This window comes from uncultured Draconibacterium sp. (genome assembly GCF_913060805.1).
Lineage (GTDB): Bacteria > Bacteroidota > Bacteroidia > Bacteroidales > Prolixibacteraceae > Draconibacterium.
Map to the genome: position 1 here is coordinate 138,752 of NZ_CAJXTC010000006.1, position 16,195 is coordinate 154,946.

Annotated in this window: 9 protein-coding genes; 8 read left to right on the top strand and 1 reads right to left on the bottom strand. The window is 39.6% G+C overall.

What is annotated here, in order from left to right; all coding sequences use genetic code 11:
* Window positions 1-3: 3 nt before the first annotated feature.
* The 4 genes from QZ576_RS05380 (at window position 4) to QZ576_RS05395 (ending at window position 6,832) form a co-directional block, all read left to right on the top strand.
* Entirely contained in the window at window positions 4-2,406 is a 2,403-nt protein-coding gene (locus QZ576_RS05380; protein WP_297094840.1) for an ABC transporter permease, read from the top strand.
* A gap of 110 nt (window positions 2,407-2,516) precedes the next feature.
* Window positions 2,517-2,978 carry an IS200/IS605 family transposase gene (tnpA, locus tag QZ576_RS05385; protein ID WP_297094842.1) on the top strand — a complete coding sequence of 154 codons (462 nt, stop codon included), beginning with the start codon at window positions 2,517-2,519 and terminating at the stop codon, window positions 2,976-2,978.
* Window positions 2,979-3,077: 99 nt separating this feature from the next.
* Window positions 3,078-5,468 carry an ABC transporter permease gene (locus QZ576_RS05390; protein WP_297094844.1) on the top strand — a complete coding sequence of 797 codons (2,391 nt, stop codon included), beginning with the start codon at window positions 3,078-3,080 and terminating at the stop codon, window positions 5,466-5,468.
* Between the two features lie 362 nt (window positions 5,469-5,830).
* Window positions 5,831-6,832, top strand: coding sequence for a DUF4097 family beta strand repeat-containing protein (locus tag QZ576_RS05395; protein WP_297094847.1), 1,002 nt, complete (start codon window positions 5,831-5,833; stop codon window positions 6,830-6,832).
* 3 nt (window positions 6,833-6,835) lie between these two features.
* Here QZ576_RS05395 and QZ576_RS05400 read toward each other — a convergent pair whose 3' ends face one another.
* Window positions 6,836-7,651 carry an SGNH/GDSL hydrolase family protein gene (locus tag QZ576_RS05400; RefSeq protein WP_297094849.1) on the bottom strand — a complete coding sequence of 272 codons (816 nt, stop codon included), beginning with the start codon at window positions 7,649-7,651 and terminating at the stop codon, window positions 6,836-6,838.
* A gap of 290 nt (window positions 7,652-7,941) precedes the next feature.
* Here QZ576_RS05400 and QZ576_RS05405 point away from each other — a divergent pair, with 290 nt between their 5' ends.
* The 4 genes from QZ576_RS05405 to QZ576_RS05420 all read left to right on the top strand — a co-directional run bounded on the left by QZ576_RS05405 (window position 7,942) and on the right by QZ576_RS05420 (window position 16,182).
* Window positions 7,942-10,317, top strand: a complete 2,376-nt coding sequence (locus QZ576_RS05405; RefSeq protein WP_297094851.1) for an ABC transporter permease — start codon at window positions 7,942-7,944, stop codon at window positions 10,315-10,317.
* 10 nt (window positions 10,318-10,327) lie between these two features.
* A complete protein-coding gene (locus QZ576_RS05410; protein WP_297094853.1) occupies window positions 10,328-12,670 on the top strand; it encodes an ABC transporter permease in 2,343 nt (780 codons plus the stop codon).
* Between the two features lie 227 nt (window positions 12,671-12,897).
* Complete coding sequence (locus QZ576_RS05415; RefSeq protein WP_297094854.1) at window positions 12,898-15,315, top strand: ABC transporter permease; 2,418 nt, start codon at window positions 12,898-12,900, stop codon at window positions 15,313-15,315.
* Between the two features lie 198 nt (window positions 15,316-15,513).
* On the top strand, window positions 15,514-16,182 hold the full coding sequence (locus QZ576_RS05420) for an ABC transporter ATP-binding protein (RefSeq protein ID WP_297094856.1): 669 nt from the start codon (window positions 15,514-15,516) through the stop codon (window positions 16,180-16,182).
* The last annotated feature ends 13 nt before the right edge of the window (window positions 16,183-16,195 follow it).

Genomic DNA, 16,195 nt, shown 5'->3' on the forward strand with positions numbered 1-16,195 from the left:
AATATGCTACTTTTTCTTCGTTTATTTCTCCGAAATATAAAGAACAAACCTCGGTTGTTTTTTATAAATATTACCAGTTTTTCTATTGGAATAACAGCTGTCATGTTTATTTTTCTTTTTGTAGTAAAAGAGTTTAATTCCGATACATTTCATTCTAAACACAAAAATATATATCGGGTTTTAATAAGTAGGGTAAATGCTCCTACAAAGATGTCATCCACGTCTTTTCCCATGGGCGACTTATTAAAAAATAATTACAGCGAAATAGAGCGTTATACACAATACATTGAGGGAGCGTATTATTTAGTGCATATTGAAGAGAATCATTTTAAAAATCAAAAAGTGAGCTTTGTTGATTCCTCATTTTTTCAAATCTTCGATTTCAAACTAAAAAGTGGCGACTATCATCAGTTATTTAGTAATCCAAATACGGCATTAATCGATTCAGAAACTGCTAAACGATATTTTAATACCACCAATGTTTTAGGTAGGAACATTGAGATTGAAGTGCCGGGAATAGAAGAGAAGCAATTACTCACTATTGTTGGTGTTTTAAAAAATTACCCCGAAGAGTCAACGCTTCAGCCTAAAATAGTCACCGATATTGGTGTTATAAAAAGAAAATATGCCGACGATTACTTTACTTCGTCTCCGCAGCTCTTTTTGTATATCCCGGGGAAAAGGAATATCACGGAACTATCAAAAGAATTAGCTGCAACCTATTTCAGCAAAGAAAACGAGTTCAGAACCAGGAAAGCTCCGGTTGATGTAAACCGATTGAGTTTACAGAAATTGAGTTCCATATATTTACATTCAACAGATGTTGAGGATAACCTTCCTAAGGGAGATTTTAAACTGCTGTGGATATTAACAGGAATAAGTATTTTACTGCTGGTCATAATTTTCGCCAATTACATTATCCTGAACATTGGACTGGGAATAAAAAATCAAAAACAAAATCAGATCAATCAGATTCTGGGGGCAAACTCCGGTTGGTTGAGGAAAAAATATATTTCAGAATCTGTTTTTTATGTCATTATTGTCTTTTTTCTGGCACTTTTTTTAATACCGCTTGCACAAAAAATAGTGGCTTATTCTTCTGAATATCATTATTCACTTTTTTCAAAATCGGATCTCAATATTCTGGGTATATTTTTCTTCGGATTGATTCTGTTGGGAGTTTTTAGTGGATGGATACAATATATTGGTTTAACATATCGAAAAAAAGCCCAACCTGAGTTGATAAAATTTAAGAATCAGCAGGCATTGTTCAAATATCTTGCTCCTTCCCAGTTATTTGTGTTCATCGTGCTTCTTACAGCTTTGTTTGTTTGTTATAGGCAGGTACAGTTTATTCATGATCAGGATTTGGGTTTTGATACTGAAAATACCATAACTGTAAACATAAATAATGGTCATGATAGTGACCTATTTGTAGAAGAATGTAGAAAGCTTGCATGTGTAGAAAACTTTTCTGTTGGGCACACGCTTTTTCAGCCAACGCCCTATTTGAACGATGTAACAATTGATGAAACCCTGAATACAGTAGGTTCTCAGACTGTTTTTGGAGATCAAAACTATATTGAAACATATGATATTGAACTTCTTGCAGGAACAAATATTAATGGAGACGACTTTCCTTTAATTGCTGATTACTACAACTATTCGAGAAAAAGGGGAATAATCGAAATCCTGGTAAACGAAGAATTTGTCAGGAAGTCGGGATTGAAAGATCCTTTGGGGGAAATAGTAACAATTGAACACAACGGAACTTGTAAAGGCAGGATAACAGGAATAGTTAAAGATGTTAAGAATTTGCCGTTTTATGAGTCGGTTACTCCTATGGTAATTGGATTCGGTTTTAGCCATTCTCCATCTGTTATTGTTCGTGTAAAGAAGGGGCAGATAGAAGACTTTCGAATCGAAGTAAATCGTTTTTTAAAACGATTGGGTAAGGAGTCTTATTTCGGATACGGTACACTGAGTTACAATTTTGAAAATTGGTATGAAAAAGAAACGACGCTAAAAAATTTATTAATGTTGTTCTCGGTTGTTACGCTTGTTATACTCGTACTTGGTTTAGTAGGAGTTAGTCTGTTTATTACTCAAATAAAAACCAAAGAAATAGGTATCCGAAAAGTAAACGGTGCCAAAGTTTCGGAAATCCTTTCGATGCTGAATAAAGACTTTATAAAATGGGTAGCAATTGCATTTGTAATTGCAACACCCGTTGCGTACTACGCCATGAATAAATGGCTCGAAAACTTCGCCTATAAAACCAATCTCAGCTGGTGGATATTTGCATTGGCCGGAGTGCTGGCTTTGGGAATTGCATTGTTAACCGTGAGCTGGCAAAGCTGGCGAGCTGCTACGAGAAATCCTGTAGAAGCACTTCGGTACGAATAGAAGTCGCGTAGCGACGATATTATGGTAGAAATGAGATTTATCTCATCGAAGAAATCGCATAGCGATGATGTTTTGGTTAGAATAACAATTACGAATAAAAATAAATAACAATGGCAAATACCTATACCCAAATGAATATACATGCCGTGTTTTCGGTAAAAGGGAGAGGTAATTTTATTTCAGAAAAATGGCGGGATGAATTGTTCCGATACATGGCAGGAACATTAAAGGAAACCAAAAATTATTCGCTGGCGGTAGGTGGTTACAAAGATCACATTCACATATTTTTTGAATTACACCCAACAATTTCTGTTTCCGATGTTTTGAAGAATGCAAAAGCCAAATCATCGAAATGGATAAATGAAAAAGGATTTGTTGCCGGTAAGTTTGAATGGCAGGCTGGCTATGGAGCGTTTTCCTATTCTCGTTCTCAACGGAACAGAGTTATTCAATACATCATGAAACAAGAAGAACATCATCGGAAAGGTTCATTTAAAGATGAATATCTAACGTTGTTGAGAAGGAATGAAATAAAATATGAAGATGCATATTTGTTCGAATTTTACGAATGAGGAAGCGATAACACCGTCCCTATGGGACTTTTGCCAATGCTGCATTTTCTTTGCTACCATAACATCGTACCGCTGGCACTTAACAAAACTTAATTAACCATGTTAAAAAACTACTTAACCACAGCTCTTCGGTTTTTAAAGCGAAACAAACTTTTTGCCGGAATCAACATTATGGGGCTTTCACTCGCACTTGCCGCTTCGTTTATTATTTTGTTGTATGTAATTAACGAGTTGAGCTACAACACTTACTTTAAAAATCGTAAACAAATTTACCGGGTGGTAAATTATTGGGATACTTTTAAAAGAACCAGTGCTCAAGCTCCCTATGTGCTTGGACAAACCATGAGAGAAGAGTTTTCGCATGTTCAAGAGGTAGCATCTGCTATCCATTTTGGGGAAATTGAGATTAAATTGAATCAAGAATTTGTTGCTATTAAAGATGCAGTTTCTGCTGACTCTGAAATATTTAAAATATTTGATTTTAAACTTGTGGGGCAACAAGAAAACATTTTAGAAGAGCGTAACTCAATCGTTCTTTCTAAAAAACAATCGCAAAAGTTATTTCCCGATGTTAATCCCATTGGAAAAGAGATAACAGTAAGAATTAAAGAGAAAGAAGCGGTTTTTATTGTAAAAGGAGTTTTCGATGACATTCCCGTTAATTCAACTTTTAAGGCTGAATGTTTTGTAAGTTCTGCCTGGGGGATAGATTACCTTAACGAAAGACGAGAAGGTGAAAATGCAGAAACAGACTGGGCCGGATGGGATTGGGAAACCTGGTTGTTGCTTAATGAAAAACCAGATATTGTATCGTTGGATGCGCAGTTTAGGGCTGTAGAGAAGAAAGCATATGGTGAGAACGACAATTGCAATTATTCGATTCAGAATTTATCTGATGTTTATTTGCATTCGCAACATATAGATGATTGGAATAGAATTCGGGGAAATTTGAAAAATATCCGCATTTTCTCAGCTATTGCAATACTTATAATTATTGTAGCTGCCTTTAATTATATCATTCTTTCAACAGCTGTATCATCAGGCAGGGCGCAAGAAATTGGAATTAGAAAAACAAATGGAGCCAGTTCTCAATCCATTCGAAGACAATTACTAAACGAGTCGATGATACTCGCGTTATTAGTGTTTCCTATTGCGATGGTGCTAGCTTGGGTAGGCAAGCCTTATGCAGAAGAGTTATTTCAGACCAAATTGCTGATAATTAAATCAAATATTGTATTCTATATTTTGGTTTATGTATTTCTTACTTTGCTAATCGGTTTCGTATCAGGACTCTACACTTCTTCGTTTCTGGCGAAATTAAATGTAATCAGCATTTTAAAGAATCCAGTACAAACAGGGAAACGGAAAACCAGAATTCGTTCGGCTTTAATTGTGGTTCAACTCGTTATATTCTGCATTTTTGTATCAAGCACATTAATTATTCATTCGCAATACAAGTTTGCACTTGATAGAGATCCCGGCTATAACAACAAGAATATGTTGTTTGTCAATGTTGGAATAAATCCTTCAAGAACAGAAACTTTTATAAACAACATTAAGGCTTATCCTGATGTAAAAATGGTCGGAGGTTCTTTATTTGCACTCCCCGTGCAAGGAGGGATGCCTACATATTTTCAGCATCTTCAGGATAAATCGAAAAAAGTGAGTGGTCAAATGCTTCCGGTGAATAAAGGCTTTATTAAGACGATGGGCCTAACACTTCTTGAAGGGGAAGACTTTTCGTGGAATCCAACGAATGATAACGAGGTAGCATTTTATATAAATGAAACTGCTGTTAAAGAGCTTGGAATTACTAACCCTATTGGTTTTGCTACCGATCCTTTTGGTCAACATGTGGGAGGAGGAAGAATAATTGGCGTTGTCAAAGATTTTAATGTACACTCTATTCATGAAGAAATTCCGCCTCTGTTTTTGGCCATATTTGATAATTATGTAGAGCAGGTTGAAATTCGCTACGAAGCCGGAACACTTGGCACTTTGTTACCTCTGCTGAAAAAGGAATGGGAAAAAGTTGCCAAAGACGAACTATTCAACTACAAAACTATTAGTGAGTTTAATAGAGAACTTTATACGGCAGAGAAAGACCTGAATACTATCATTTCGTTTTTTGCTTTGTTTACGCTGTTTATTGCAGCAATTGGCCTGTTTGGAGTTACACTTTTTATCATGAAATCGCAAACCAAAGAAATCGGAATAAAAAGAGTTTTTGGAGGTTCAGAAAAGGGGATTGCTTTTTCATTCGTGAGAGAGAATTTTATTATGGTAGTTATCGCTACAGTTCTTTCAGTTCCTGTCACACTTGTAATAATGAACAGGTGGTTAGGCGAATTTGCCTTTAAAACCAACATTGCCTGGTGGGTATTTGCGATAACTTTTATTTTGGCAACGCTTGTGGTTTTAACTACCGTTTTGTTTCACTCATACCGAGCATCACGAGTTAATCCTGTCGAAGCCTTACGGTATGAGTGACGAAATCCCGATTGAAGCTCTGTGGTACGAACAAATAAAATGGAATAATCCAAGTCTGATTTTTCGTCCTGAAAGGACAGCTAAATTAAGCACAAGACATCGCCTTGGGTAGATGAAGAAAAAAGGTTATCGGGCTGAAAGCCCAGCTTAGTAAGCTGCCCTTGCAGGGCGTCGGAAAGAAAAAGAACGGGTGTTATTCTCCCAAGGCGTCGCATTCGCTTTGCCGTTGGGTTAGAATAATTTGGGCTTACAGCCCGACTAAATAATTATTGTAAGATCGATTTGAAAATAATAGTAACTATTCGAAAAGTTTGTCGTCTTATAACTAATAATCAGATTAAAACAATTAAATCAAACTCGTTATGAAAACTCAAAAGAACCACAAAATTTATACGATAATTGTGCTGTTGATCGTTGCATTCTCGTTGAATGGATTTGCAAAAGACGGCGAACCGACAATCACAAAAACCTTCGATTTAAACCAGCCGGGGCAGCTTAATGCTTCATCGTCGGGTGGCGGCGTGACCGTGCAAACACATGATCAGCCCAAAGTTATTATACAGGCCTTTGTTCGAAAAAACGGAAGTGTATTAGCTCCAAACGACAAATCGCTGGATGAAGTTTTAGACGACTTCGATATCGATTTCTCAAAAAGCGGATCTACAATTACGGCAGTGGTTAAACGCAGAGGACAAATGAACTTCTGGAGAAATAATGTGGGGATAGCATTAACCATCATCGTTCCCGAAGAAATGTCGTGCGATGTGTCGTCAAGCGGTGGCGGCCTGAAAATTTCGGGAGTGAAAGGAACACACGATTTTTCAAGTAGCGGCGGTGGAGTTAAGCTGGAGAATACAAGCGGCAACACAAAAGCCAGCTCATCGGGCGGCGGTGTTCATGTATACAAACACAAGGGCGATATTAAACTGACGTCGAGCGGCGGTGGTGTAACGCTCGAAAAAGCCAAAGGAAGTGTGTATGCGCGCAGCTCGGGTGGCAGTGTGAAACTCGAAGAAATTAACGGCGACGTGGATGCAAGTAGCAGTGGTGGCGGAGTTTATGTGCAAGGTGAAGCTGGTGTGGTTAAAGCCAAATCGAGTGGCGGCTCGGTGAAGGTTAATATTAGTAATTTAACTGAAGAGTTAAACCTGCAATCCAGCGGTGGCGGAGTTTCTGCAGTTATTCACGATGGCGAAAAGATGGGTCTAGATCTTGATTTACGTTCAGGCAGAGTAAATATCGAATTGCATAACTTTAACGGTACTTCGGAAAAAGACCGCGTAAAAGGTAAAATGAACGGTGGTGGAATTCCGGTTTATGCCCACGCTTCAGGCGGGAATGTTAACATCACTTACGAGGATTAGCATTTACTCAACAAACGTTGACGGCAGACTCATTAACTGGTACTGAATTGTTTTTGCCAGGCGGTAATTCCCGAATGAATTGGGATGTAAACGGTCGGTTTTGTCGTCCATAAAATACTTTACATGCGAATCTTCCATGGGATAAAGTCCGCTGATCGAATACAAGTCGATCAGTGGAACGGCCCAAACTGAAGCCGCTTGTTTTAAAGTTGTTACATAATCATCGATGTAAAAACCAAGGTCGTTGGAATAACTTTCTTCGGGCTGAACATTGGTTTCGCTAAAGGTTGAAAAACCTCTATGAATCGGCGTCATTACAATAATTTGCTGATCGGGATAATTGGCTTTTAAAAAGGCCATTACTTTGTTAATCCGGCCACAAAAAGTAACGTCATCTTCATTCAGTGTCCGGTATTTTCGGGTAACCATTGTCCCGATATAATTAGTCGCCTTGGCTGTTTCGGTGTAAAAACTGCCCATCGGAGTGTTGTGGTTGTAATCGTTGGTGCCCGCAAAAATCAGGATGGCATCCACATCTGTTCCATGTTCTTCTTTCAGTTTCAGTGCCTGCCCGTAAATGCCTGTCCATTGATGTCCGCTAATTCCATACACATAAGGTTCAATTCCCATCATTTTGGTCAGGTATTCCCAGTAAACTGTGCGTGGCGTATTGTCTCTCTCCCATTTTTGCGTCATCGAATCTCCAAGGAAAGCTACCTTTTTGTTTTTCCATTGCGAATCCTGCAAAGTGGTCTCTTGCCCGAAAGCTGACAATATCAGCACTGAAAATAAAAGGATGGTAGCGGTTAAAGTTTTCATCGTAAAGATTTTAATTGAAATTGATTTTGCGGATATAAAATTAATCTAATTTATGTATTGCAAAAGATGATTCGGGTAGTAATGATCTGAATACTACAACTATTCCGGTTTTCTAATCGGGATTTGAAGTGGTAAGAAATTATACAGTTTTTGTAAAAAAAATTTACACAGTAAAAATCTTAATTTTGCTAAGTGTTTGGAATACAATAGGTAGTAGTTTAGGCACGGAGTTGGTTAATAAGCTAACAAACAAAATTGCCGGTAAAATGCCGACACTTAAATACCAGTAAATGTATAACCTAAAAATTACGATACGCCGCCTGTTTAAAGACAAGGCTTTCTCGCTGATCAACATATTTGGATTGGCGATCGGTATTTCGTCTTTCCTGGTTTTGTTCATTCACGTTTCAAACGAAAAAAGTTTCGATAAGCATTTTACCGACCACGAAAATATTTACCGCGTAACTTCGATTCCCGGAGGGCTCGAAAATGCAGCATGGGCGCGCAGTATGGGAATTGTTTATACGGCGTCTGAAGAAATTCCTGAAGTGGAGTTAGCTACCCAGTTTACACATTGCGAAGAAGGAACCATTAAAATGGGCGAAACCTCCATTTCGCAAAAAGATATTATGTCGGTGGATGAGGCTTTTATGCAGCTGTTTGAGGTGGAACCGCTGGTTGGAAATTTATCTGAGATCTCAAAACCGAATACTGTTTTTGTTACTGAAGATTTTGCCCGTAAATACTACGGCAACCTAAATCCTGTTGGGCAGACCATAAAAATTGAAGCATTGCAATATACACGGGATTTGGGTGATTACGAGATTCGCGGAGTGGTGAAAAATACCCATCCGAAAACCCACTTCCGGTACGAATTGCTGATCTCTCAAAAAGGAGCTCTGCAGGAACGTTTTGTATCGTTACCCGACCGAAAAATACAGTGGACATACAACTATTTCAAACTACAGAAAGATGCAGATCCCCAACTGGTAGCCGAAAAAGTGGCCGCTTTTTACGATAACAGCAACCTGAAAACAACACCCGGTCCGCAGGAATATGGTTTCGCCTTGTTCCCCATGGACGATATCCACTTAAAATCGGATTACCGTTTTGAGTTGCGCGAAAGTTCAAGCAAGATAAATATTGGTTTGTTTATCCTTATTTCATTCGTCATTCTAACGATTTCGTTGCTGAACTTTACCAATCTATCCATTGCCAAGTTGATTAAACGCTCAAAAGAATTGGGCCTGAAAAAATCGATAGGAGCAACCAAATCACAGTTGGTTAAACAAGTGCTAATGGAAGTGTTTTTAGTTTGTGTTATGGCCATTGGTATTTCGTTGCTGGCCATTGAAAGTTTAAAGCCAATGATTAACCGTTTATTCGAGATTGAATTCGATATTTATTTTTCAGAGCCGGTTGTATACCTCACCATAACTGGCGTTTTGTTTACCTGTCTTTTGCTCACTGCCGTTTTTGTAGCAGCATTTTTACTGGCACGCAGTTCTGCCATCGATATTCTGTCGGGGCGCAATAATTTTTCGGGCAGTTATGTGCTGAAGTCCTTGCTGGTGGTGCAGGTAACAATTGTGATTATCCTCATTTCAGGAACTTTTTTGGTAAATAAACAGATCAGTTTTGTGTTAAATAAACCTCTCGGATTCGATAAAGAAAATGTGGTAGTTATACGAGTAAAAGATTTTTCAAAAGATCCGGCAGTTTTTGCCCGTGAATTGGAAAAACAAAGCGCGATAGAATCGGTAGGTTTTACGCAACAACATTTCGGTTATCCGGCACAGGGTTTTGGGCTCGAAGGACTGGGGCTTGATGGCACAGCTGAATTCGTTTTTGCCAACTACGACTACCTCAAAACCATGAATATTAAACTCGTACATAATTGGATAAAACCGGATGCCGATACCGTGCGGGGAATGGTAATTAACAATCACTTGTACCAACGACTGATGGAGCGACACGGCAGTATGGAAAATCTCTTGGCTTATTCAAATGCACAGCCGTTGGAACCGGGAGAAACTCGCATAAATTACATTGGTGTTGCGGAAGATTTTAATTACAGTTCGGCGCACGAAAGTATTGGCGATTTTGCTTTTTGGCTGGATGAAGGAGGGAACCGGGCACGTTTTACCCACGTGCGAATTAACAACCTGCACGCCGGCATGGAAGCCATTAAAAACACCTGGAATGAGTATTACCCCAACCAGGAACTCGACTACTTTTTTATTGATGAAAAAATTGCTCAGCAATACAAAGCCGAAACCATTTTGAGCCGTATCCTTTTTGCGTTTTCAACCATTGGAATATTCATAAGCATTATTGGAATCAGTGCATTGGCCTTATTTATTTCGCAGCAGCGAACCAAAGAAATCGGTATCCGAAAAGTGAATGGTGCAACGGTTTCGGAAATACTGGGATTACTAAACCAGAGTTTTGTAAAATGGGTGCTTATTGCATTTGTAATAGCAACTCCACTTGCTTTTTATGCCATGAGTAAATGGCTCGAGAACTTTGCCTACAAAACCAGCATGAGTTGGTGGATTTTTGCACTGGCCGGAGTGCTGGCACTGGTAATTGCTTTGATAACCGTAACCTGGCACAGTTGGCGTTCCGCTACGCGAAACCCCGTTGAATCATTACGTTACGAATAAATTGAAAGACATGATTAAACATTTTATATTAATAGCCTGGCGAAATATCAGAAGAAGGAAAACACTTTCTGCTATCCAGATTTTGTGCCTTTCGGTGGGGCTGGCAGCTTTTATTTTGGTTGCCCGCTATGTTCAATATGAAAAAGACTACGATAAGTTCAACGTAAATTTCGACCGGATTTATCGTGTTCAATCCTACAAAATAACCGATAGATTGGATGAAAGTGGGCAAACCGTTATTCCGATGGCAAAATTCATCCGCGATAATGTCCCTGAGGTTGAGAATGCAATCGCTACCAACGAAATATGGAACGAGTATTTATCGCCCGATGAGGAGCGTGTTTTTAAGGAACAAACAGGACTAATTGTACCTTCTGAAATTTTTGATTTTTTCTCGTTTAAGTTGATTCGGGGAAATAAGGCGGATGTACTCGACGATCCCAATTCTATCGTATTGAGTGAAACGATGGCCGAACGATATTTTCCCGGGCAGGATGCGATGGGAAAAATTATTCTGGATGAAGAAAAACAGGAGCTTCGTGTAACGGGGATTATGCAGGATATTTCTGAACAGTCATCACTTGCAGCCACCTATTTTCGATCGAATGCCGACCTTGTAAAAAGATACAATGATAACTGGTACAATAGTTCATTCGAAATCTTTGTCTTACTTAAACCCGGTGTTTCGGCCGGCACTGTAAATGATAAAATTGAGGATGTGATTATGCGATACGATAAAGAATCGAAACGGATCGCATATCTGCAACCATTAAGCAATTTGCATTTGAAAGAATATGTCCAAGACGATCGGGGCTCAGTGATTTACTTCTTTTCTTTTATCGGAATTTTAACTCTCTTGCTGGCTTGCGTAAGTTTTATGAATCTTACTACATCGTTTTCAACCATGCGCGCTGTTGAAATTGGTATTCGAAAAGTGTCGGGAAGCAACCGAAATATTTTACGGGTGCAGTTTCTTACAGAAGCAGTTTTGATAGCACTAATTTCGCTGGCATTTGCGGTGTTTTTGGCTTATCTTTTACTGCCCTTGTTTAATACCGTTGTAAACCGAAATATCGACCTGCAGTTATTGCAAAATCCTTTGTTTGTGCTGTTTTTGCTGGCTACCGTAGTAGTAACCGGGTTTATTGGCGGAAGTTATCCCGCCTTATTCATCTCGCGTTTAAAGCCGGTAAATGTTTTAAAAGGTCGAGGTTCTTTCAACAAAGGCAAAGTGCGTGGATTAACCGCCATGGTTTACCTTCAGTTTATACTTTCGGTTGTGCTGTTAACGTCCAGTATCTGGATGTACAAACAGGTTACATTCCTGAAAAACAAAGACCTTGGCTACACAAAAGATAACCTGTTGTATTGTAAGTTGCCGAGTGTTAATACCACGGTTTCGTATCAGCGGGTGAGGGAGCGGATTCTTGAAAATCCCGGAATCGAGAACATGACAATATCGATTAATTCGCCGCTGCATTCGAGTTGGGGATCGCGGGTTCAATACGAGGGAGGCCCGACCGACGATCACGCGTATGCACGCTGGAACCAGGCCGACGAAAATTACCTGAATACCATGAGCATGACTTTGGCAGAAGGACGCAACTTTTCAACTGATTATTCTGCTGAAACCAAAACATGCCTGATCAACGAAACCGCGGCAAAACAGTTTGGCTGGCAAGAACCTGTAGGGAAGTGGTTGGAAATGAATGGTGGTCACTTTTCGGTAATCGGAGTGATAAAAGATTTTAATAACGACGACGTACATAATCCGATAATTCCGTATGTATTGTTGTATCGGAATGAAGGTTTTGCGAGCAATAACGACCTCACTTTTAAAGTGAATCCGAATACAACATCAAGCAGTCTTGCGCATATTAACTCGGTTTTGAACGAGGCTTTTCCGAACATACTTTTTGAAGTAAATGGTTACGATGTGGGAACTTACCGTGTGGCACTTGAAATTTGGACCAGCGCGAAAAATACATTTGCATTTTTTACAATAATGGCGGTACTGATTGCTGCAATGGGATTATTTGGCTTGGTGGTTTTTGCCTCTCAGCGTCGTGTAAAAGAAATTGGAATTCGCAAAGTTCAGGGAGCGCAGGCTGCACAAATATTGCCACTCATCACGCGGCAGTTTATTATTCTGGTTGTGGCGGCAAATATTATTGTTTATCCATTGGCCAATTTCCTGGAGAACGTAACACCCGGGCATTTTAAATACCAGTTTACCGTTTTTGATCTGCTGCTTGTGTTAGGAATTTCCGTTGTTGTAACTCTACTATCGAGTGGATACCAGGCATTAAAAGCGTCGTTGTTAAATCCGGTTGAGGCGCTCAGATACGAATAAGTTTTTGTTATACCCCAAACCTCTAAAGGGGCTTATGGGCCAAGAAGTATTGAAATTTTGAAATGAAAATAAAGAAATATTTAATGGAAAATATACTTTTCGAAGATAAGGGAAAGTCCCCTTTAGGGGATTTAGGGGTGGAAATATGGATGCAAAGAATATTATCCTGAAAATCGATAAATTTTGATTATCTGGATTCAGACAATGATTGACAAGAAATAAAAAATATGTTTAGAAATTACCTGAAAGTAGCACTTCGCAGCTTGTTGAAAAACAAGCTTTTCACTTTTATAAATATTACCGGTTTAGTAATTGGAATGGTAGTGGCTCTGCTCATTTTTAACTATGTAAGTTTCGAGCGCAGTTACGATTCGATGCATAAAAATGCGGATCGTATTTATCGTGTGGAAAGTAAATTCTACGAAGGTGAAACACTTACCGACGACTGGGCAACAGCGTCGTTTGGTTACGCAAGTGCCATGAAAGAAAATATTCCCGGCATTCAGGATTACGTGCGAATTGCCATTAACAGTACCGAGCAAATGGTAAGTTACGAAGAGGAAAAATCGCGCGAAAATACGGTTGTTGTTACCGAACCTTCCTTCTTTTCCATTTTCTCGTTTAATTTGGTTGACGGGGATGCGTCAACAGCGCTTAGCAGTCCGAATAAAGTCGTGATCTCGCAGCTGGCAGCGCATAAGTTTTTTAAGGATGAAAATGCGTTGGGTAAAATTCTAAAGTTCAGAACGCTGAACCAGGCTTATGAATGCGAAGTGACTGGTGTGCTGGAAGATATTCCGGCGAACAGCCACTTTAATTTCGATTATTTTGTGTCATGGGATACGCAACCCGACTGGATTAAAAACTTCTGGTACCTGCACGAAACTTACTCGTATGTGCAGCTGGAACCCGGAATTTCGCCCGCAAGTATCGAGAAGGCTTTTCCGGCCATGTCAGAAAAGTATAAAACCGAAGATGCGCTAAAAAATAAAACCTGGGCCATTGAATTACAACCACTGGCAGCTATTCATCTAACGCCGCAAAAACAATACGAACGCGAAGCCAAAGGAAACGCGAAGGCCGTAAAAGCTTTGATTCTCATCGCGCTGGCTATTCTTCTTATCGCCTGGATTAATTACATCAATCTTACCACCTCGCGTTCGCTTGAACGTGCCCGCGAAGTGGGAGTACGAAAGGTGTCGGGCGCGCAGAAAAAGCAACTGATCATTCAGTTTTTAATTGAATCAACCCTGGTAAATGTGGTTGCGCTGGCCGTTTCAATCGGATTGTTTATTTTGCTAATTCCTTCGTTTAATTCGTTTATCGGCAAAAACATTGGCTTTTCAATTTTGTACATGCCGCGCTTTTGGGTGTTGATCACCCTGTTTCTTTTAACGGGCATCATACTTTCCGGATTGTATCCGTCGCTTGTTCTTTCGAATGTAAAACCTGCAATTATTCTGAAAGGAAAATACCTGAATTCGCAACGTGCAGGCATGGTACGAAAAGGTTTGGTGGTTTTTCAGTTTGTGGCGTCGCTGGTTTTAATTTGCGGAACCCTGATCGTTTATGCGCAGCTCAAATACATGCAGAATCAACCGCTTGGGATAAATATTGATAAAACTCTGGTCGTGAAATTTCCGGCACAAACTCCAAATCTAATGGAGAAAGTAATGAGTTTCAAACGCCAGTTAAAAGATCTGCCCGATGTAAGAAATGTGGCAATTTCAAACGCGGTGCCGGGAATGGAAGTGGCCTTTTTTGCATCGAATCGTTTGTTTGAAGATGCAGCAAAACAGAATCGACTGTACGAAATGCAAACGGTTGACTACGATTTTATCGACACTTACGGGATGAATATTCTGGAAGGAAGAGGTTTTGACAAAACATTTACCAACGATATTAGAAAGGTTATTCTGAATGAAGAAACGGTGAAACAACTGGGCTTTGCGAACAATGCCGATGCCATTGACCAGAAGGTTTTAATTGAAACAGTGGAAGAACCGTACCAGGTAATTGGCGTGGTTGAAAATTACCACCAGCAATCGCTCAATAAAGCTTATACACCGATTATGATGATCATGTACAACAGTATCGGGTGGCTGCCACCAAAATATTTATCTATGAAAATATCGGGCGTTGATGTTGCTTCGGCTTCGGGAAAAGTAAACGAAATCTGGAATCAGTTTTTCCCCGATTCAACTTTCGATTATTTCTTTTCCGATCAGTTTTACGAAGCGCAGTATTCGCTCGACAGAAAGTTTGCTACCATCTTTGGGTTGTTTGCTTTGATGGCCATTTTTATCGCCTGTTTGGGTTTATGGGCACTGGCATTGTTTGCCGGATTAATCCGCAAAAAGGAAATGGGTGTTCGGAAAGCTTTGGGAGCATCAACACCAAGCTTGTTTTACAGTCTTTCCAGCGAGTTTATCTATCTAACCTTGTACTCGGCAGTATTAGCCATTCCGCTGGCCTTTTTTATAATGAATGAATGGCTGAAGTCGTACGCATTCAGAACCGATATGAATTGGTGGTTTTTTGCTTTGCCAATTGTGGTGCTGGTGTTGATCGCTTCTTTAACAGTGAGTTATCAAACACTAAAAACAGCACATTCGAGTGCGGTGGATAGTTTAAAGTATGAATAATGTGTTCGCTTTTGCACCCTCTAACTCTCCGCCAGCTGGCGGAAGAACCAGCAAAAGCTATTGACAGAATAGGGAAAATTTAATTGAAATACAGATCCAAAGTCCCCTTTAGGGGATTTAGGGGTGAAAAGAAGACAAATATAAATATGAATAAAAGGAGAGCTCGAAGCTCGTTGCTCTCTGCTCAAAGCTTGTAAAATGATACAACTAAAAAACATTGACAAATACTACGACGCAAAGTTTCAACGAACTTTTGTATTAAAAGGAGTAAACCTTGATATTGACCAAGGCGAATTTGTTTCAATTATGGGGCCTAGTGGTGCCGGTAAATCAACCTTGCTGAATATTATTGGCTTTCTGGACGAACCTAACGAAGGCGAATATTTGTTCCTCGATCAGCCGGCTAATCAGTTAAAAGAAAAACAAAAGGTGCAGTACCACCGAAGTCACATCGGTTTTATCTTTCAGGCTTTTCACCTGATTGAAGAAATGAATGTGTACGAAAACATCGAAACGCCGTTGGTTTATCGTGGGGTAAAAGGCAAAGAGCGCAAAGCCATGGTTGCCGAAATGCTTGATCGTTTTAACATTGTGGCAAAAAAAGATCTGTTCCCAAGTCAGTTGTCGGGTGGTCAGCAACAATTGGTAGCTATTGCCCGTGCCATTGTAGGAAGTCCGAAACTTTTACTGGCCGACGAGCCTACCGGAAACCTGCACAGCGAGCAGGGACAAATGATTATGGAATTACTGAAAAAACTAAACGATGAAGGAATGACGATTATTCAGGTAACGCACTCTGAAGAAAATGCAAAATACGGAAACCGTATAGTTCGTTTAAAAGATGGTTATTTGAAAGAAGACGAATAGGAAAAATTAACAA

Coding starts and splice junctions, on each gene's coding strand:
- QZ576_RS05390 (WP_297094844.1), top strand. CDS start 3,078: ATGTTAAAAAACTACTTAACCACAGCTCTTCGGTTTTTAAAGCGAAAC.
- tnpA (WP_297094842.1), top strand. CDS start 2,517: ATGGCAAATACCTATACCCAAATGAATATACATGCCGTGTTTTCGGTA.
- QZ576_RS05400 (WP_297094849.1), bottom strand. CDS start 7,651: ATGAAAACTTTAACCGCTACCATCCTTTTATTTTCAGTGCTGATATTG.
- QZ576_RS05410 (WP_297094853.1), top strand. CDS start 10,328: ATGATTAAACATTTTATATTAATAGCCTGGCGAAATATCAGAAGAAGG.
- QZ576_RS05415 (WP_297094854.1), top strand. CDS start 12,898: ATGTTTAGAAATTACCTGAAAGTAGCACTTCGCAGCTTGTTGAAAAAC.
- QZ576_RS05420 (WP_297094856.1), top strand. CDS start 15,514: ATGATACAACTAAAAAACATTGACAAATACTACGACGCAAAGTTTCAA.
- QZ576_RS05405 (WP_297094851.1), top strand. CDS start 7,942: ATGTATAACCTAAAAATTACGATACGCCGCCTGTTTAAAGACAAGGCT.
- QZ576_RS05380 (WP_297094840.1), top strand. CDS start 4: ATGCTACTTTTTCTTCGTTTATTTCTCCGAAATATAAAGAACAAACCT.
- QZ576_RS05395 (WP_297094847.1), top strand. CDS start 5,831: ATGAAAACTCAAAAGAACCACAAAATTTATACGATAATTGTGCTGTTG.